Below are 18,588 nucleotides of genomic sequence, written 5' to 3'. Positions count from 1 at the left end.
AAAAATGATGAAAATAACGATAAATGTGCGCTAAGCGCTTCTGGAAGCCCCTGAAGGGCAAATTGGAGTGACCGTTGGGAGTATTAGAAATTCTGTGTCATTCCTTTAGTATTAAATTTTATAGGAGTGACGAATGAACAAGACTACAGTGCAATTTGATTTTGAAGAAGCCTTGGAATCCTTGAAAGCGGGGCGGAATTTGAATGGAAAAGATGGCATATTAACGCCATTGATCAAACAACTCACTGAAGCTGCATTGGCGGCGGAACTTGAACAGCATATCAAATCCGGGGATGAACAGAACCGGAAGAATGGCACGACGCCAAAGACTGTAAAATCAGCATCAGGTAGTTTTCAACTGGAAACACCCAGAGACCGCAACGGTACATTTGAACCTCAGTTGGTTAAAAAGCATCAGACTCATCTTACCGATGAAATCGAACGCAAAATTCTATCGTTATTTGCGTTGGGCTCCAGCTATCAGGATATCTCTGGGCATATTGCCGAGATATACGGCATTGACGTTTCATCGGCGACGATCAGTGCAGTCACTGACAAGCTTATTCCGGAGCTTAGGGAATGGCAGCAACGGCCATTGGATAGTCACTATCCGTTCGTGTGGCTGGATGCCATACATCACAAAGTGAAAGACGATGGCCGGTATGTCAGCAAGGCAGTTTATACCGTACTTGGCTTAAACATTGAAGGAAAGAAGGAAGTACTAGGGTTGTATGTATCGGAAAGCGAAGGCGCCCGGTTTTGGCTTTCCGTACTGACAGATTTAAATAACCGTGGCGTACAGGATATCCTTATTGCCGCCGTTGATGGACTCGTGGGTTTTCCTGAGGCAATCAACAGTATTTTTCCAGAAACCGAGGTTCAGTTATGCATTATTCATCAAATCCGCAATTCGATGAAATATGTGGCGTCAAAAAATCAAAAAGCATTCATGGCTGACCTGAAACCGGTATACAAAGCGCCGACCATTGATGCAGCTGAAGATGCGCTTGATGCATTGGAAGCCAAATGGGGAAAACAGTATCCCATCGTGATTCAATCCTGGCGCAACAAATGGGAAAATTTATCGGTATACTTCAAATATCCTGAACCGATACGCCGTGTGATTTATACAACCAACACCATTGAGGCCGTACATCGCCAATTTCGCAAACTGACAAAAACCAAAGGTGGATTTCCGAATGAAAACAGTCTACTAAAGCTACTGTATGTCGGAATTAAAAATGCCAGCAAGAAATGGACGATGCCGATACAGAACTGGAATTTGACATTATCCCAGTTAGCGATATATTTTGAGGGTCGTTTGGATGCGGCGTTGGATTTATGAATTTAATACAGATTTTTATGTCACCGCTGAAACTGGTTAGCGTATCGACACGAATTGTGTCGATCGGTCACCGGTTTCAGTGGTCAACAAGCGAAGCGCGTTAGGTGATTGGCAAACTGACACAGAATTTTGAACACCCTCTGACCGTTTAGTATTTTCACGACATGATCGTGATTAATAATTATTAAACAAAGTGTTATTATACATCAGTTTGATACACTTTTGGGGTCATTTGAATCTGACAAAGTAGAACTAAGCTAATATTCGAAACAACTAACACACCCATCCAAAACTTCAAATAGGCAATTGTTTCTTTAGCGACATCTAATCTTGACATACGAACAAGTATATTGGATACCTATAAACTATCCATAGAAAATCTTTCACTTTCAATTAATTTTTGATAGCTATGCACAACATAATGACTGACATTGTCATTGATGGCGGATAACAAACGAGTCTGACCCCAATGATTCATTTAGGATTTCTGACCCCAAGATTCATGCGTTTCAGCAATCTTGTTTATTTCAACCTCGGCTTATATTTTCATTTTCAACGTAATATATAATGCGTAAGCCATAGCCACAACAAATATAATTATTCCAACGATTCCAATCATAAATTCTCCATTTGCTTAATATTCGACAAAATCGCCTTAGTACAAAGAATAATACATACTGAAAATAATCCAATCAGAAACAAACTCCCTACTGCAACAACAGGCTGTATATCATCGGAATTTTTAAACAACCATGCAATCAAAGAAGCATCCAGGGCAACAAATGATGCAAATAACACCTTTAAGAATCCTATCAACTCCTTAAGTTCATCCAATTTAGCCATCTGTCTATGTAAACCTAATGCAAATTAAATGTCAATATTGAATTGAATATAGCTTAATTTATGGGTGTCCTTTATTTCGTGTCCGTGTCCTGAACACCATCAATTCTTTATTATCGACCTGACCCCGTCTTGCTACGTCACTCCTATAAAATTTAATAGTAAAGGAATGACACAGAATTTCTAATACTCCTATTTCTAATGGTGATCGCAAGCCAGTCCTTTACTCTACCCGTCTTGTGAATTCTTCATTATCGACCTGACCCTGTCTTGCTATTAATATCATGCACTTGTGGATATTTTAAGGGCCGACTAGTTAATTTTGTTTTGTCTGGCAATCACACTACTACAGCTCACATTAAACCAAACGTTCCCAATTACCTGTTTTTAATCTAAATACATCTTTTGTTCCAAGAGAAATGAGGCCATCGGCTGCAGTAAGTAAATGTAAACAAGTTAAAGGAATATCATTAGTTTCTGCAAAAGCGGTTTCGTTAACAAGTTTCTCATCATCAACCTTTAAAATACGAAAATCAGTAGTAACGTAAACTTCTCCGTTATAAAAAGCCACATCACGTAGATTTTCTTTTCTTTCTGTATCAATAACTTTCCATGTATCATGACGCCCTTGCAACATGATTCCATTATGTCCTACAACATAAACTGTTCCATCTTCAGCGCAACACAATGCTGTTAGATTGACAGATGTAGGGCTATCAGCTTGCCGCCATATTCCGTTGTCATACCACCATATCTCACCACCCCATCCCACTGCATACATCTCAGCCTTAGAATATCCATCAATATCTTCAAAACCTACAATTTCTGGATCGTTTTCCAGAGGAGAAGGCCCAATAGAATTCCATTGCCCTTTACTTTCTCTTTGAAGCACCACGCGCCCCATGCCGCAAGCAAGAATCGTTTCATCAATCACAGAAAGAGTACGCAAATTTCCATTAAAACCGGTTATTTTTCCAACAGTTTCTTGCGTTGAAGAAGGCTCAAGTTCCCAGAAATCACCATTTGGACCAATAGCTATGACTTCTCTAATTCCACCTTCAGGTTTAATGGTCGTCATTGCAATTGCAGGCCAACCAACTGATTCATCGTATTTTCTGAAACAATCTTCAGAATCAGTTTCATCAAAAATAAAAAAACTAGAATTTGGTGCGCCTTTTATAGCTAGCTCATCTAATTCCTTTGAAAAAAAAAGTAAGTCATAAAACGGTGCACAACCGCTCAAAAAAGTAGAAGTTTCATGTTCCATCTTCAATTAACCTCAATATACTTAAAATTATCTGTTAGTCACTACTTTGGTTGCTGCTTTAAATGCTTTATTCAGCAGTTCTTTAGTAGAATCCCCCAATTGCCGGCTATTCGACTGCCAATGTGTTACAGGTTTGTCAAGATTGTTTTTAAAAGCTGGCGATTCGTTAAGCTGCTGTTCAATACATTCTTTTCTACAGCCACATTGCGCGGCAACAGCAATTGCGCATATTTCATTATATTCTTTCAGTTTACATTTACCCCACCCCTTTTTGCCCGCCAAATAATCCAGTGCCGCATGATTCTCGCCATGAGACCCGACATGCTGACTCGCACCTTCCAAGCAAACACACAGAGCACTACCATGACTATACCCTGGCAGATGATTTACCATGTTCTGTGGCGGTATATGATGCGGTGACTGTCCGGGACAACATCCTGATTTATTTTTTAAATCCTTACTATATGGTCTTAAAAAACATCTCATTGCAGTTACGCAATCACTACTATCTGCATCCTCAGTTGCTTTCGCGGCTGCTTGAGCAGTGCGACTAGTTTCTCCACCTTTTGAAAATTGAACTCTCTGTTCACTAACAGACTTAGACAGAAAACCGGGACACTGTTCTGCTCCACCTTTCTTTCCACCTTCTGAACATTTTTTTTCTATTTTGTCTGCATCATCAGCACATTCTGAAAAGTTACCGAGTGTTGTCATTGCATCGGTATACATCCAAGGCGCCGCCTCATTAGCCGCAGTACAGCCATGATTATTCGTCGTCAAATCCAAATGCCGATCAACATTCTCACCTTCCACTTTGACATCCATTGACCATTTGACGAAGTACACCTTGCCTTTAATCTTGCTGGAAACAACACCTTTCTTTGCTGTACTACCCGCTTCATTACCCGACAACGTTTTAAAGCATGACTTGTTTTTGAGCATAATCTCTTTACCAGAGATTTGTACATTTTTACTGCCATCAGCCGTATCTGAGGCTTGTGCTGTGTTTGGATATGGAACCGGAACACCCGGCGGGGTTGCCGGGTTTTCCGGCGGCGTCATGCAAACATCCGGGAAAGCAGCGATCACTTTACCCGAACCTGCCTTACAAGCCAATTCCATGCCATTTGCATATACTTCATTCGCCATTCATCAACTCCCTTGCCAGGCAAAAATCATCGAAGAGCGCTTACCATCATCATCTCCCAAATGCGCCAGAATATGACCACCCTTACTATAAGCCCTTTCACAAGCTGCCTTCAAAACAGCAATCATCACCAGACCCAACGCAGAACCAACTTCCCCCACACAATCTGCCGGGTGCCAGATATCGAATTCATCCCTTATAATTCGTTCCAGCCGACCAAATGCCAAAGACGCTTCCTTAAAATAATAATGTTCTCCAGAAATATCAGTAATCCGAAAATCCAAATCACCGATATCACAACCCGCATCATCCAACGCTTCCCTAATCGCCGCCGTCAACCCATCCGCCCGCAACGGTTCTTCCGAATACACATGCGCCTTCTCCACCCCAAAGCCAAGCCCGGTGCACACCAGTTGATTTTTCTGTCCGTTATAAGGCTCTACAAGCAACGCAGCTCCCGCTTCACCCGGAATAAATCCATTGGAATGATTACTGGTCAATAAGCGTTCATGTTCTTCAAAATGCGCCAATGTTGCACCAACCAGCAAGCTGTCGGTTGCCGCGATCAGTACCTGGCTGCAACCGAATTCCTGAATCAGTCTGCGCGCGTGTTTCATCGCCACACCCACCGCGGCATGGCCGTGCGCGATGATGCGCGATTTTTCATGGAACTGCAGTTGCAGTTCTTCCTGCAGATCAAGAAAAAACTGATTATCGTCGTCAATGACGCGCCCTTTACGCTCGTGTTCGGACAGACAGAGCAGCATTGGCGTTACTTTGGGATTCAGTTGCGGATAGCTTTGCAGGCATTCCCGGATCGCCATCGCCGCCATTTTGAGCAGCTTGGTTTTGCCGCGCCACGGCTGCTCCAATGGCACTTCGCACCCCATCAACCATTCCCCGCCGTTGTCCATGAAACGGGTATCCTGAAAATTATCGATTGCGCAACGAATCGCGGCGCAGGTTGCCGGGGCATTCAGGCCAACACCTGTCACCATGCCAACGCTCGTAATCGTTAAAGGGAAACCGCTCAAAGCTTTACTCCATCAAATCCATTCAAATCAATTTTATGTACAGGATCTCTCAATAGCATCATGTTAAGCACGCTGATAGATCACAGGTTTGTACTCAGGCAGGGGAATTGGTTTGCCATTTGATTTTGCTGACGCCAACCAGCTTTCTTTTGCCGCGAGTACTTCTGTTAATGCTTGACCAGGTGTTTCACCAAAGGCGGAACATGCCTTTAAATCCGGAATATCAGCGATATATCCATGATCTGCTTCGCTATAAAAAATATTGATGTGATAATCTTTCATCATTTGTCCTCCATTTGAAGGTTATGGGTTTCTATCAATTGTAGCAATTGCTTGATTTGGTATGGTTTGGCCTTCCCTTTAACATTCTGAAGATTCAGCAACTCCGGAATGTCTTTATGCGTGTAAATGTGGTGACTTCCATTGACTCTATCTAATTGAAAACCGAATGCTTCGGCGCATGCTACCGCATCGGAAAAACGAATATTCGTTGTTCCCGATAGTAGCCGTTGAAGAAGCTTTTTTCTTTTCATACCGCAACATTGGTCATAGAAACATCCCTTCTATTATTCAGAAAACCACTTTAGGGCACCTCTAAAAATCCATATTTCGTCACAATACTTTGTTGCTCACAAAAAATATCTCCTTACATATCAATCATATGCTACGTCAATATTTTTTGTTATCGCCTCGTCTTGTTTAAAACTCTGAATTTTTAGAGGTGCCCTTTATTTATTCATCTTCAATTTCAACTTTGTTCTTTTCCGCCAAATGCGCCAACGATGGATAATACGTCTTTCCCAATTCCCTTGCACGCCACCAGGCTTTTGATTTCTTCCCTGCCAGTATTTGCGGGATTTCGAAAATATTCTTTTTCAATGGCAGGCATGCGCGCCAGGTCAGGGTAAAAATACGTTTATCCGGTTCGATGACAACGGTGTCGATCACCGCTTGCGTCTCGTGCCGTTCGCCTTTCTTTCGAAAAAATACCACGGGTACGTCGATCACCGGCAAATGGAATGCAGTACGGCCTTCCGGTGTAAGATTAACCATCACCACTTCTTCGCCGCCTTTGGGATAGGGAATCTGTTGATCGTCCGGTGCCGCCTGGTAATACGCTTCCTTGAAATCGGCAGGCAGGAATGGAAAAGTGTTGTCGATCCAGTCCTGATCGTAAGTTCCGGCATGTTTCAGTCGCGACGACCAGCCACGCCCAACCGGGCCGAATGCCATCGACTGATACGCCCCATCGGGTTGTGTGACCGGTTGATTGACGGCCTCGGTATTCGGCATCGGCGTTTTATCGACCAGACTGCTCGACAGGTTGCTGTGGTAACCTTTGCCAACCGGATTGAGCATATACGCAGTATGTTTTTCCTTGTCCTCGTGGAAATTGTCCAGACCACCAAATGCTCTATCATAGCTGATCGGCATGACGGTAAATTGTGACGGATTGCCCGGTGATATCGTCAGACCAGCCTGCCAATGACGATCACCCGTCACCACAAAAGTTTTTATCCAGTTGCCCAGCTTGAGTCCGACCTGAACCCGGTCGGCTGGCTTGCCCTGCGGCGCATAAGCGCTGCCGTTTAGCAGCACATCGCACTTGTGTTTGATCGGCGCATAATCGACTTCATACATTGGTGCGGAAAAACCCGGTTCACCGGTAAAGGTATCGGCTTCAACCAGCGGCACCTGTTGTGCAGACAATTTAACCTGCTCCCCAGGTTTGGGAAAATCAAATGTACCCTTAACCGCAACCACAAGCAGCTCCCGCCCATCGGGCTTCATCCCCATGGTGTAACCGGCTTGCATGTTGGTTGCGTTAATTAGATCCATTCTATTTCATAGAAACACGATCAGTTCGTTCTTTATCCCTCATTCCATCACGCGCTATAATATGCTCTCGCAAAAACTCCGGAGCAAAATCGGCGCCATTGCTCCAGGATAAAGTATGCCCTTCCAGGATAAAAGATTTAAAAAATTCCTTATCCTTCAATGGCTCAAAAATTTCACCATATAACTCAGAAGCCAAATCAATCTCGCCCTCGGCTCCATCATTAAAACACAGCCAGACTCTATATTCATCAATGTATTTTGCTTGTGTAACATGCATAAACATTTTCTACTCCAATGGTTCTATTTTAGACAATGGCCTTCTATCCATCGCCGCTTCCCAATTTGCCATAAGTTCATCCTGATGCAATTCATACCACTCAAGCACTGCACTCAATGCTCTTCGAGGGAATTTCCCGGTTACAATGCCCGTTTCAATATCGACGGTAATTTCATATTTACCATATTCTGCATGAAAATGTGCCGGATGGTGTTCCTGAATATACATCCGAATCACTATCCCAAGAAAACGACTTATTTCAGGCATAAAACTTTTTCGCCAAACCAGAAATCAATTCAGCTGCACCGACCCACCCTTGATCCGATTCACCCCAGACGACCGGCTCGACACATAACTCCCCTTGATCAATACTTTTCCCGCCTTGGTCAAGGTAATACTCGCCTTGCCGCACTGTAAAACAAGCTGCTCCTTGGCGCTGACCGTCATCCGCTCGCCGTCGACATCGACTTCAACCTGCCCGGGATGCTGTTCCAGCGGCCAGCCTGCTTCGGTTTCTTTTAAGACACCCATAATGATTGGCTTGGTCAGGTCATTCGCTTCAAACATCAGCACAACCGGCTTGCCGATATGTTTTCCGTACAGATTAACCGTGGTTCTTGCACGCAATGCTGCTGTGCCAGGCTGGCCGGGGTAGCAAACCAACGGTGTTTGGCCTTCATCCGTCATTGCGATCAGGTCACCGATGACAATACCGGCTGGATCAGCTGGTGGAACAGGCTGTTCAGCCTTGCCTGGCTTTGCATCGAGTAATTGCCGCAGCAAATCTTCGCCGTCCATTTCATCGGTGTTGTGTTCTGATTCGTTTTCTGTTTCCAGCGTATCGTTGTTACTCATTATCTTTCTCCCTGGCAGCAGTTATCGCCTAGTTCTGCAGAATCTTGGACCCTTTCATGACAATGTCGCCACCGGCTTTGATGTTGATCTTGCCCGATCCGTCCACAGTAATGTCTTTACCCTTGATGACAATGGTGCCGTCCTTTTTCATGCTGATGCTGGCGCTGCCTGTTTTGATCACCACCGAATCGCCCGCATCGATGACCAGATTTTTACCGATTTTGGCGGCATCATCACCCTTAACATCCGCGCTACGATTGCCATCCACACCCAGCGAATCATTTCCTTTTACTGTTTTACCGGCATTGCCTTTGACCGACTCGGTCTGGTTGCCGCCGACACTCACCGATTGATTACCGCCGACATCAACCGATTGATTGGCGCCCACATCGGTGGACTGGTTCACGCCGATATTGTTGCTCTGATTGGCGCCCACACTGGTACTCTGGTATGCGCCGACATTGATCGTCTGGTACGCGCCAACGGCAACAGCCTGGAATGCGCCGATACCGATTTCCTGCGCACCGCCGACGCCGATTGTTTCATTAATGCCGACCATATGCGTGCGTTGCATGGCGACCGTTGCGGTTTCACTGCCGCCAACGGATTTTGTCCGGTTCGATCCGATCGTAATCGATTCGTTGGAACCGACCATTTCAGTCCGATCAACGCCAATGGTAATTTTCTCGTTATTGCCGACTGTTTCGGTGCGGTTATTCTTGACCAGCGTGGTTTCATCATTATCAATCGTTTTTGTTCGATCATGTCCGACCCAATGTGTTTCGTCATTCTCGACTTCGATATCCTGATTTTTTTCGGCATGCAGGTAAATCTGTTCATCACCTTTTTTGTCTTCAAATCGAAATTCGTTCGCGTTCGCGCCGCTGCCTTCCTTGCTCGAACGCGATAATATGCCGCTCTGGGTTTTATTGGCCGGCAATGCATACGGATGCACCTGATCCGCATTGTAAACGCGCCCAGTGATAATCGGCCTGTCCGGATCGCCTTCCAGAAAATCAACGATCACTTCCTGACCGATACGCGGAATGGCGACCATACCCCAGTTTTTTCCCGCCCAAGGGTGCGAAACGCGGATCCAGCAGGAACTGCTTTCATTTTTTTCGCCGATTCTGTCCCAGTAGAACTGCACTTTCACACGGCCAAACTCGTCGGTATAGATTTCATCACCCGACTGCCCAACCACAACGGCTGTCTGCGGCCCTTGCACAATCGGTTTAGGCGTCACTCTTGCTGTTCTGAATGGCGTACTGCTTTCAATGGCTGTAAAACTGTTACTGTATTGTGTGCCGCTGCTATCGCCCATCGATTCAAAACTGTCGACATGAATATGATGCGTGACTGAAGTCACCAGATATTCGCGATTCTGGTCTTTACGCGGGAAACCATCCAGCTTGAAAAGCCCGCCACAGATCAAACCCCGCACATTGCTGCCGGCTTGGGCACGTTCATACTGGCTTTGCAATTCCTGAATACGGATTTTTGCATAATTGTTGCCCTCACCGCTTTCGACATACTCACCCGGGTAATCGTAGATTTCATAATCTGCCCGGGTATGCGTGCGCGTTACATTGCAATTGGTTTTAAGATCGGCCTGGGGATTCTTAAAATCATATTCGTTGAGACAGTATGCGCCAGGCTGCAGATTTTTTGTCAGATTCCAGGTGGAAATACATTCATCCTCACGAACAATCGCCTCGTTCGGTGGATAGTAGGTGATCGTTCCATAGCCTGCCATGCTGTCATGCGAGCTCATGTCATCGGCCAGATAAAGCGTATGTTTGCCTTCGTCATGCTTGAAATAATAGTAAATGCCTTCCTGCTCCAAAAGGCGGCTGAGGAAATTGAAGTCTGTTTCGCGGTACTGAACGCAATACTCCCAGGTGCGGTAGCTGCCGCTTAACCGGTCGACAATATCCGAAAACCCAAGATCCTGTAGCACTTCCTTGACGATCTCCGGCACAGTTTTATTCTGAAAGATCTTGCAATCCGATGTGCGGGTCAAAAACCACAGCCAGGAATTCACCGTCGCATAATAGCGCATGAACCGGCCTTCATTGACACCCTGCGAGAGACTGCTGACAAAACCGTTGAAATAACGCTTGCCACTGCTCAGATTAAGCCGGATCGTGACATTCTGTCCCAGCAAATCCTCAAAGTTAATATCCTCGGTGCTGCCCAGTTCCAGATTAATCGTAAACAAGCGCCCCAGTTCTTCGGTAATGGTGACATCACGCAATAGCAAAACATCCGCCCCCAGCGGCGAGATGATTTCAACTTCGCGATTCTGTTGAGTAAAGGCCATGTCTACACTCGCAATATATCCTGAGATTAATCAAACTGGTAACTAAATTCACTATTTTCCACACTGATTCTGACCGCAGAGATTCTATCTCCTGTCATCATTTTCGTCAGAAACTGCTGACTGATGGTAGGAAGCACGGTATTTGTCAGAATGGCATCGACCACCCGGGCGCCGCTTTCCACTTCATTACAACGCTCGGCGATCAATTGCACCACATCGTCATCATATATAAATGGGATGCCATGATTTGTTACCACCCGTTTCTCTATCCGGCCCAATTGCAATCGGATAATTGCTTTGAGCATGTCATCACTGATTGGGAAATAGGGGATGGTCACCAACCTGCCCAGCAATGCCGCCGGGAAGATTTTTAACAACGGCTCATGCAACGCTTTCGCAATGGCTTCGGCTTCAGGGACAAGTTCGGGATCCTTGCACAGGCTCATGATCAAATCTGTTCCCGCATTGGAAGTCAACAATATAATCGTATTTTTAAAGTCAATGAACCGCCCTTCCGCATCTTCCATCCAGCCTTTATCGAACACCTGGAAAAATATTTCATGCACATCCGGGTGCGCTTTTTCAACTTCATCCAGCAGGATAACGCTATAAGGCCTGCGCCGGACCGCTTCGGTCAGAATTCCGCCTTCGCCATAACCCACATAGCCTGGTGGCGATCCCTTTAACGTTGAAACCGTATGTGCTTCCTGATATTCGCTCATGTTAATGGTGATAATATTCTCTTCGCCACCGTACAATGCTTCGGCCAACGCCAGACCGGTCTCGGTTTTACCCACACCGGAGGGCCCGCACAACATAAACACGCCGATCGGCTTGCCCGGATTATCCAGACTCGCGCGCGAGGTTTGTACGCGCCGCGCAATCATATCCAGCGCATGACGTTGTCCGATCACTCTTTTGTTCAGTGTCTCGCCGAGGTTGAGTACCGCCTCGATTTCGTTCTTGACCATGCGCCCAACCGGTATACCGGTCCACCCGGCAATTACAGAAGCGATGGCCTGACCATCGACAGTCGGAAACATCAATGGCCGTTCACCCTGCAGTTCCGTCAACTGTGTTTGCAGCGCTTTCAGTTTTGGCATGGCTTCCGGGTCAGCGTTATTGGGAGGTACTTGCGTATCACTTGCAGTATCACTTGCAGTATGTTGAACGGGCCGCAATTGTGCTCTTAACTCCAGAATCTGATCGACGATTTTCTTTTCATCCTGCCAGCGTTGTTCCAGTTGCACCAACCGTTCCGTTTCTTCGGCCAACTGGTTGTCGACTTTCATTTGCCTTTCGCGAACGTCGACACCGACAGCCTGTTCCCGCCCGATAATATCTTTTTCAATTTTCAATGCTTCAATACGGCGGCGGCTGTCCTCCACTTCTGGCGGAACCGCAGATTGGCTAATCGCAACCCGTGCGCAGGCCGTATCAAGAACGCTGACGCATTTATCCGGCAACTGGCGGTCCGGAATATAGCGATGCGACAGTTTGACGGCATCCTCTAACGCTTCATCGAGCAACAGCACATTATGATGCTTCTCCATCACCGTGGACAGGCAACGCACCATTTCAATGGCTTTCGATTCAGTCGGCTCGTTAATTTTGACAACCTGAAAACGCCGGGTCAGCGCAGGATCTTTTTCGAAATATTTTTTGTATTCCGACCAGGTAGTCGCCGCGATTGTCCGCAACGTGCCTCTTGCCAAAGCAGGTTTCAGCAGATTTGCTGCATCGCCGGTTCCCGCCGAACCGCCTGCGCCAATCAACGTATGCGCTTCGTCGATAAACAGAATAATTGGTTTTTCAGAAGCCTGCACTTCATCAATAACCTGCCGCAAGCGGTTCTCAAACTCGCCTTTCATACTGGCGCCAGCCTGCAACAATCCCAGATCCAATGTTCTGACAGTGACCTCCTTAAGGGGCGGCGGCACATCACCACCGGCTATTCTTAAAGCAAACCCTTCCACGACAGCCGTTTTTCCGACGCCTGCCTCACCCGTCAGAATAGGATTGTTTTGCCGCCTGCGCATCAGAATATCAATTAACTGCCGGATTTCATGATCGCGCCCAACAACCGGATCGACCTTTCCCTGCCGCGCGGCTTCAGTCAGATCGACTGAAAACTGTTGTAATGCTTTTTGCTTGCCCATCTGAGCAGCGGGCATTGCACCTGAATATTCTCCCGGCACCGCACTACTGCCAAGCGTTGTTCCATCTTGTGCAGTTAGTTTGTCTTCCGGGGAACCGGACACAATCGCCGTCAAATGTTCAAGCAAGTCATCGGCATTAATTTTCCTGAATTCCCGGGAAATAGCAAATAAGTTATTTTTCAGTCGGTCATTCTTTAATAGGCCAAGTAACAAATGACCTGTTCGTATCTGACTGCTGCTATAACTCAAACTCGCGTAGAGCCAGGCATTTTCCACCGACTCTTCAACATGAAGCGAGAAGTCCGACAAACTGGTTGCACCTGCAGGCAAACGATCCAGGGATTCAATAAAATCGCGGGACATACGGGATGGATTCAGTTCAAACTTTTTGACAATTCTGTGAATATCAGAATCAGGAAACTGCATAATCTGATTCAGCCAGTGCACCAGTTCCACATAAGGGTTCCCGCGTAATTTGCAAAAAGTAGTCGCACTTTCAATACTTTTATACGCCAGGTTATTCAGTTTCCCGAACAATGCTGTACGACTGATTTCCGTCATACATATTTCTCCATATCGATAAACAGATCACAGGCATCCTTGTGCCTACGCTGAGAAAATAACCAGCTTGTCCAGCCCAACTGACCATATTTACCCAACTGTATTGTGGGCACCGCCTCTTTTTTCAGCACCAGATTAATATCCCAGGCAAACTCGAAACCCATATAATTCTTAACAAGGCTGCGCAACGCCGTTATTTTTTTTCCATCCGGCAAAAATGATTCAAACTGATTCAGATTTAGGGGCCCGGCAACAATCCTGAATTTGTGCATACACTGCCAGCTTTGTGTACCGATTGTCGCTGTTAAGCCTAACTGCCCGGTGTTTTTATCCGAATTTAAGTAGCAGAGGCTGTCAAGAGGAATTTCCAGCCATTCTCCAATAAATTCCTGTATCTTGATCGGTATCTGGAAATACGCATTCAGCATAGTAATCAGTCCATTTGCATGCCTGGTCTGACTACCCAAATGCGCAGCAAAAGACAATTTGGTGAAGTCAGAAATCTCGTCGCGTTGTTGCTGCGAGCGTTCCGCTAACCCCGCAAACGATCCAATAAAAAATTTGAAGCGATCATTTTCTGTGCGATCGAACTGGACTGTCGGCTCTTTATCTGCCCAGGCGCGATAAAACAAGCTGAGCAAACGATGATGAAAAATATCCATAAATTCAGCAAACGTATCGTCTTTGGCTGTATGGATACGATTTCTGGCATATTCGGTTAAATGCAGTGGCAAAGGGCCATTAGGACCAAATACGCCAAAAAAATAGACTTTCAACACCGCATTGGCATTTTCAGCATTATTGGCACTGTAAGCCGCAATCGTTGCCGGCGCAAACTGTAATGACGGTAGTTGTCCCAGTCTAATCGCATCTTTGCCCGGCGTCAGCGAATACCCCAGCCGCCCTTTATCGCGATAAACACATTCAAACAGACGAATCGCCTGATAAAAATCGAATCTGTAGGGCTCCCGCTGGAGTTCCTCCAGTAATTCTAAAGCAAGGCTCTGGTTCCTGTCCTGACCGGCCATTTCATTACCTCACCGCGTTCTCTGGTAGTGACTTTTACCTGAGTAAAACTGTTAATCGATGCATATTTGCAGAAAAATTGTTCAAGAATGGCGCCAAGCAGGAAACAACTCCCACCGGCAAAGGCTGATTCATCAAATATAAGCGTAATCTCCAGGCCGCGTCCAAATGTTATTGGTCCTTTTACTGGAACCCTGCAAGTCATTGGCCGCGTCTCAATTGAAAGCAGCCCTTCAACCTGTTTGGCGATTGCATGTTCTGAATAATCACCATACAGTTTCAGCATATCACGCAACACCTTAGCGCCTTGCTGATGATCATTGTCGATCAGACTCAGATAATTTAGCGACAAATGATTAATCAAGCGCCATGCATGGCTGCCTTCAGCATGGGATGGCTTTGGTTCGGTAGGACCGGCAAGGCAGCGTATACCTTTTTCTTTATCCAGCGGCGCGCTGATTTCCAAACTGAAATCGTTATTACCTTCCCCCGGAACAATCAACTTCGGCAAGTCCCGGTTAGTACATAACACGCGCACACCAAGCTGTTTAATATCCGGATTATAGGGCGCTTCACTGGCATCCACCAGCGACAAATAAACTTCGTTTCCGGTGTATTCCGTCTTTAAAAAAGACGGACTTGCATTTACCGGTTGCAATGCGGGCTGTCGCCTGATGGTGTAATAAGCAAAATCAGCTGAAACATCCGAATTTTGACGATATGCCGAATAAAACGGTTGAAACGGCTGCTCTGAAACCAGGTCACTGCCGATACCAACAACATCTAAAACACTGAAAACCTCAAAATCGTTCGATCTGGTTTTATCAATGACCAGATGATGTTCTGCATCCTGTGGTTTCAGGTGGATACGATCGGCCTGTTTCTCGAATAAATTGATCGCAGGCGCACAATTCAGTTTGAAATTGCTGGACTGAATCGCATGCTCAAGCTTATCTTGAACCGTGTCCAGCAATATTACGATTTCCAGCTCGCTTGCACCAATATTTTGCATGGAAGATTGCAAACCGTTCAATTGTACAAACAGGAAACGCTCAGGCAACGCAAAATATTCCTGCAACAAACGGTAACCCTGAAAACTTTGTGCGGTAGACGGTAGCAGGGATTCATTCCGGTTGAATCCAACGGGTTTTAGTATAGACTTATCCAATGGATAAATCTGTTGATCCGAAGGATCTTGAATAACGACAGATACCCCATGCCCCATAATCAATTCATAAATCTGAACGGGCAAGTTCCCTGTGCCATAGAGATAAAAAGTCAGTTGATCAATCGGGATTTGATTGAAACGAAAACCGGATGCAGCCTGCAACTTTATTCGGAGACCGGATTTGACAGTGTTGTAATTCGATTCACAATAAATGGCTACCTGACCGAGCGGCAGATACGCCGCTTCTTTGACTAGAACGGGCCAGATTTTAATATCATGTGCTGTCTGAAAAGTACACCGACTTCGACCACCGACAATCTTACTGACCAATTTTGTATTTCTGGGGATTAGAAAACCATTCTCGGCAATACCGCCTTTAAGATCTGGATTAAATTCCGCAACCATCATGGACGGCAAAGGCGTTAAGTAATGCGGATAAACAATTTCCAACAAATGCTGGGTAAAGCGCGGATACTCAGCGTCCATTTTCAATTGAATGCGCGCTGTCAAAAACGCGAAACTTTCAATTAAACGTTCAACATAAGGGTCAGCGCATTCGGCACTCCCAAGATCCAATCCAGCCGCTATTTTAGGGTAACGCTTGGAAAACTCCACCCCCATTTCACGGATGAATCGCAGCTCCTTCTCGTAAAATTCAAGCAAACGTGGCGTCATTCTTTCTCAGCACCTAATTCATGTCATATACAGCAACCTGACAGTTTTCCAATTCAAATTCAGTTCTTAAATGCAAATGCACCGGTGACGGTTTTGCACATAACTCTCCTTCAATTTCAAATACAAAAATATTATGTTTTGTCTTAACCGGATCAGCCACAACACTAACCGACAAGGTTTTTTGAATAATACGGGGCTCAAAATTGACAATGGTTTGGTACAACTGCCTTTCGAGCTGAACAAGATTCAAACCGGATACCGTTTTACCTGTCAAATCCGGCGTACCGTAATTCAAGACAGAACATGCCGCCTCCGGATACTGTTCCTGTTCATCATCCAAAAAAAAGCGACTTGCATTTAACAACCATTCCAGATCCCTTTTGACACAATCACGAATATCCTGCTTTGAATCAACCGAATCGGCCAATGTCGTGTATTTTGCTCTCAACACATTCAATTTAAGCTGCAGATTCCGCCGTTCATCCTCAATTTGAACCGATGTACTTTCCGGATTTTCTTTCAACGCACCGGATAATTTTACAAGCGAATTCTCAGTTGCCTCGATTTCACCCTTCAAATTATTCAATGAAAGCAGAACAGGATCGTCATTGGTTAGTCGATCCAGTAGTGAAGGAAAACTTCTGCTTCTGGTAAATGCACCCAAGCTTACGCACCCTCAGCATGATTTTCAGCATGCCCTACATTAATGGTACGAACCTGCATAATCGGATATTCCGACTGATCCGTAGCAATCATTTTTTGCCCATAACCCAGATGCAAATCCGGCGCCACTTCTTTCCAGATCGTTTTGCGCGACAACGCCAACAGCGAATCAATCTGATAAGAAAACGGATAACGGGATGGAATCAATCCATAATTTTCTCCGCCATTTTTCCAGCTAAAATGTGCAGGCAACCAGACAACGTCACGCAAATCACTGGGCTCCTCGATAACAATCGTTTGCAAATTATCCAGTGTTGTCCATAAATAACGTCCGTCAATAAACGCTTCAATGACCGGGCCTATTCGTTCATCGGCATCCGCCAGCCATCCAAATGATTCATCATCGATTGTTCCGGCAACAGCAAAAGCTTGTTCAAATGCCTGTTTACGCAATACATTAGCAGCTTCGAATTTATTCTCGGCAATAAGTTTGAGCGATTGCATTAATAATGCAATCCATTCTTCGGGTTTACCGAGCACTATGGGGTCTTTCTTACCCCCAAAAACCTGTTCGCGATATTGTTCGCAGGCTATCACCTGACGATACATCAGCACCATGGCGATAGCGCTATCATCCAGTTCTTTGATAACTTTCAACTGATTCAGCGCTCTTTCCCATTGACCCATAACGATCAGCAACTGAAACAGAAAAATTCTGTATTCCGAATTGGACGGATGTTTCTTTACCTGCTCCTGAAGCACTCGCAGCGCTTCATTAAGATCACCCTGCTTTAATAAGTCTTCTGGTGTCATTGAAATCTCAAACTATGGACCTTTAAACACAAAGGAAGGATTTAACGTTCGTTTACCAGTAGAAAGCAGTACCAGTAAACGAACATTTTAAGAATAAAAATTTATTCCTCGATGTTTTTCTCAAGATTCCATTTTTTAGGTCCAACTGTCGTACCGGCTGTACCGTCATCGTTCGCTGGCGTATATTCCCAGGCAATCTTGTCATACACAAAGGATACTGTTTCATGCGGACGATCTGAGCCACCTCCACTTATTGAAACTGACTGAATCATTACGTTTTCCAGTTCATATTTCAAATAACACAGTTTCTCACCAGTTTCCTGGCATACTTCCAGAACCAGCTTGGCAATATGCGTGCCTTTTGCACAATATATATTCAGATCCACACTCGCTTTATCAATGCTTTTAGTAACCACAAACGGCTGTAAATCAGCACGCGCCGCAGCGCGGCCGCCTGTTCCACCGGCACCCGACATGGGTTGAGATAAGCCATGACTAAAACTAAACACTTCAATCCAGTCGGCATGTGCATCATCAGTTGATTCACCTTTAATAGGATCTGCATTTAAATATGTATTTGTAGCCATTTCACACTC

General features: G+C 45.4%; 18 protein-coding genes. 1 reads left to right on the top strand and 17 read right to left on the bottom strand.

Going from position 1 to position 18,588, the window contains the following annotated elements:
• The first annotated feature begins 133 nt into the window (after window positions 1-133).
• The gene (locus MRK00_12305) at window positions 134-1,345 is read left to right on the top strand and encodes an IS256 family transposase (GenBank protein MDR4518152.1); all 1,212 of its coding nucleotides are present in this window, start codon (window positions 134-136) and stop codon (window positions 1,343-1,345) included.
• A 615-nt stretch (window positions 1,346-1,960) separates the two neighbouring features.
• Here MRK00_12305 and MRK00_12300 read toward each other — a convergent pair.
• The 17 genes from MRK00_12300 to MRK00_12220 all read right to left on the bottom strand — a co-directional run bounded on the left by MRK00_12300 (window position 1,961) and on the right by MRK00_12220 (window position 18,579).
• On the bottom strand, window positions 1,961-2,188 hold the full coding sequence (locus tag MRK00_12300; protein ID MDR4518151.1) for a hypothetical protein: 228 nt from the start codon (window positions 2,186-2,188) through the stop codon (window positions 1,961-1,963).
• A 355-nt stretch (window positions 2,189-2,543) separates the two neighbouring features.
• Complete coding sequence (locus MRK00_12295; protein MDR4518150.1) at window positions 2,544-3,452, bottom strand: hypothetical protein; 909 nt, start codon at window positions 3,450-3,452, stop codon at window positions 2,544-2,546.
• 27 nt (window positions 3,453-3,479) lie between these two features.
• The gene (locus tag MRK00_12290; protein ID MDR4518149.1) at window positions 3,480-4,514 is read right to left on the bottom strand and encodes a DUF4150 domain-containing protein; all 1,035 of its coding nucleotides are present in this window, start codon (window positions 4,512-4,514) and stop codon (window positions 3,480-3,482) included.
• Window positions 4,515-4,604: 90 nt separating this feature from the next.
• Window positions 4,605-5,633, bottom strand: a complete 1,029-nt coding sequence (locus MRK00_12285; protein MDR4518148.1) for a hypothetical protein — start codon at window positions 5,631-5,633, stop codon at window positions 4,605-4,607.
• A gap of 63 nt (window positions 5,634-5,696) precedes the next feature.
• Window positions 5,697-5,915, bottom strand: coding sequence for a type II toxin-antitoxin system HicB family antitoxin (locus tag MRK00_12280; protein ID MDR4518147.1), 219 nt, complete (start codon window positions 5,913-5,915; stop codon window positions 5,697-5,699).
• Window positions 5,915-6,166, bottom strand: coding sequence for a type II toxin-antitoxin system HicA family toxin (locus tag MRK00_12275; GenBank protein ID MDR4518146.1), 252 nt, complete (start codon window positions 6,164-6,166; stop codon window positions 5,915-5,917). Before MRK00_12275 ends, MRK00_12280 begins: the two co-directional genes overlap by 1 nt.
• Before the next feature lie 199 nt (window positions 6,167-6,365).
• On the bottom strand, window positions 6,366-7,472 hold the full coding sequence (locus MRK00_12270; GenBank protein MDR4518145.1) for a DUF2169 domain-containing protein: 1,107 nt from the start codon (window positions 7,470-7,472) through the stop codon (window positions 6,366-6,368).
• 1 nt (window position 7,473) lies between these two features.
• Window positions 7,474-7,755 carry a DUF2442 domain-containing protein gene (locus tag MRK00_12265; protein MDR4518144.1) on the bottom strand — a complete coding sequence of 94 codons (282 nt, stop codon included), beginning with the start codon at window positions 7,753-7,755 and terminating at the stop codon, window positions 7,474-7,476.
• Between the two features lie 3 nt (window positions 7,756-7,758).
• Window positions 7,759-8,016, bottom strand: a complete 258-nt coding sequence (locus tag MRK00_12260) for a DUF4160 domain-containing protein (protein MDR4518143.1) — start codon at window positions 8,014-8,016, stop codon at window positions 7,759-7,761.
• A gap of 24 nt (window positions 8,017-8,040) precedes the next feature.
• On the bottom strand, window positions 8,041-8,604 hold the full coding sequence (locus MRK00_12255) for a DUF6484 domain-containing protein (GenBank protein ID MDR4518142.1): 564 nt from the start codon (window positions 8,602-8,604) through the stop codon (window positions 8,041-8,043).
• A gap of 28 nt (window positions 8,605-8,632) precedes the next feature.
• The gene (gene vgrG / locus MRK00_12250; GenBank protein MDR4518141.1) at window positions 8,633-10,927 is read right to left on the bottom strand and encodes a type VI secretion system tip protein VgrG; all 2,295 of its coding nucleotides are present in this window, start codon (window positions 10,925-10,927) and stop codon (window positions 8,633-8,635) included.
• A 26-nt stretch (window positions 10,928-10,953) separates the two neighbouring features.
• Window positions 10,954-13,647, bottom strand: coding sequence for a type VI secretion system ATPase TssH (gene tssH, locus MRK00_12245; GenBank protein ID MDR4518140.1), 2,694 nt, complete (start codon window positions 13,645-13,647; stop codon window positions 10,954-10,956).
• On the bottom strand, window positions 13,644-14,675 hold the full coding sequence (gene tssG, locus MRK00_12240) for a type VI secretion system baseplate subunit TssG (GenBank protein ID MDR4518139.1): 1,032 nt from the start codon (window positions 14,673-14,675) through the stop codon (window positions 13,644-13,646). The genes tssH and tssG overlap by 4 nt, the downstream gene beginning before the upstream one ends.
• The gene (gene tssF / locus MRK00_12235) at window positions 14,639-16,516 is read right to left on the bottom strand and encodes a type VI secretion system baseplate subunit TssF (GenBank protein ID MDR4518138.1); all 1,878 of its coding nucleotides are present in this window, start codon (window positions 16,514-16,516) and stop codon (window positions 14,639-14,641) included. The genes tssG and tssF overlap by 37 nt, the downstream gene beginning before the upstream one ends.
• Before the next feature lie 13 nt (window positions 16,517-16,529).
• A complete protein-coding gene (gene tssE / locus MRK00_12230; protein MDR4518137.1) occupies window positions 16,530-17,180 on the bottom strand; it encodes a type VI secretion system baseplate subunit TssE in 651 nt (216 codons plus the stop codon).
• Window positions 17,181-17,182: 2 nt separating this feature from the next.
• A complete protein-coding gene (locus tag MRK00_12225; protein MDR4518136.1) occupies window positions 17,183-17,992 on the bottom strand; it encodes a tetratricopeptide repeat protein in 810 nt (269 codons plus the stop codon).
• A gap of 101 nt (window positions 17,993-18,093) precedes the next feature.
• The gene (locus MRK00_12220) at window positions 18,094-18,579 is read right to left on the bottom strand and encodes a type VI secretion system tube protein Hcp (protein MDR4518135.1); all 486 of its coding nucleotides are present in this window, start codon (window positions 18,577-18,579) and stop codon (window positions 18,094-18,096) included.
• Window positions 18,580-18,588 lie beyond the last annotated feature (9 nt).

The organism is Nitrosomonas sp., from assembly GCA_031316255.1.
In the GTDB taxonomy this organism is placed as follows: domain Bacteria; phylum Pseudomonadota; class Gammaproteobacteria; order Burkholderiales; family Nitrosomonadaceae; genus Nitrosomonas.
The sequence above is the reverse complement of the archived record's forward strand: the minus strand, read 5'-3'. Positions and strand labels throughout refer to the sequence as shown.

Excerpts from the sequence above, each read along its gene's own strand:
- MRK00_12305 (MDR4518152.1), top strand. The coding sequence starts at position 134 with ATGAACAAGACTACAGTGCAATTTGATTTTGAAGAAGCCTTGGAATCC.
- MRK00_12300 (MDR4518151.1), bottom strand. The coding sequence starts at position 2,188 with ATGGCTAAATTGGATGAACTTAAGGAGTTGATAGGATTCTTAAAGGTG.
- MRK00_12295 (MDR4518150.1), bottom strand. The coding sequence starts at position 3,452 with ATGGAACATGAAACTTCTACTTTTTTGAGCGGTTGTGCACCGTTTTAT.
- MRK00_12290 (MDR4518149.1), bottom strand. The coding sequence starts at position 4,514 with ATGACGCCGCCGGAAAACCCGGCAACCCCGCCGGGTGTTCCGGTTCCA.
- MRK00_12280 (MDR4518147.1), bottom strand. The coding sequence starts at position 5,915 with ATGAAAGATTATCACATCAATATTTTTTATAGCGAAGCAGATCATGGA.
- MRK00_12275 (MDR4518146.1), bottom strand. The coding sequence starts at position 6,166 with ATGAAAAGAAAAAAGCTTCTTCAACGGCTACTATCGGGAACAACGAAT.
- MRK00_12270 (MDR4518145.1), bottom strand. The coding sequence starts at position 7,472 with ATGGATCTAATTAACGCAACCAACATGCAAGCCGGTTACACCATGGGG.
- MRK00_12265 (MDR4518144.1), bottom strand. The coding sequence starts at position 7,755 with ATGTTTATGCATGTTACACAAGCAAAATACATTGATGAATATAGAGTC.
- MRK00_12260 (MDR4518143.1), bottom strand. The coding sequence starts at position 8,016 with ATGCCTGAAATAAGTCGTTTTCTTGGGATAGTGATTCGGATGTATATT.
- MRK00_12255 (MDR4518142.1), bottom strand. The coding sequence starts at position 8,604 with ATGAGTAACAACGATACGCTGGAAACAGAAAACGAATCAGAACACAAC.
- vgrG (MDR4518141.1), bottom strand. The coding sequence starts at position 10,927 with ATGGCCTTTACTCAACAGAATCGCGAAGTTGAAATCATCTCGCCGCTG.
- tssH (MDR4518140.1), bottom strand. The coding sequence starts at position 13,647 with ATGACGGAAATCAGTCGTACAGCATTGTTCGGGAAACTGAATAACCTG.
- tssG (MDR4518139.1), bottom strand. The coding sequence starts at position 14,675 with ATGGCCGGTCAGGACAGGAACCAGAGCCTTGCTTTAGAATTACTGGAG.
- tssF (MDR4518138.1), bottom strand. The coding sequence starts at position 16,516 with ATGACGCCACGTTTGCTTGAATTTTACGAGAAGGAGCTGCGATTCATC.
- MRK00_12225 (MDR4518136.1), bottom strand. The coding sequence starts at position 17,992 with ATGACACCAGAAGACTTATTAAAGCAGGGTGATCTTAATGAAGCGCTG.
- MRK00_12220 (MDR4518135.1), bottom strand. The coding sequence starts at position 18,579 with ATGGCTACAAATACATATTTAAATGCAGATCCTATTAAAGGTGAATCA.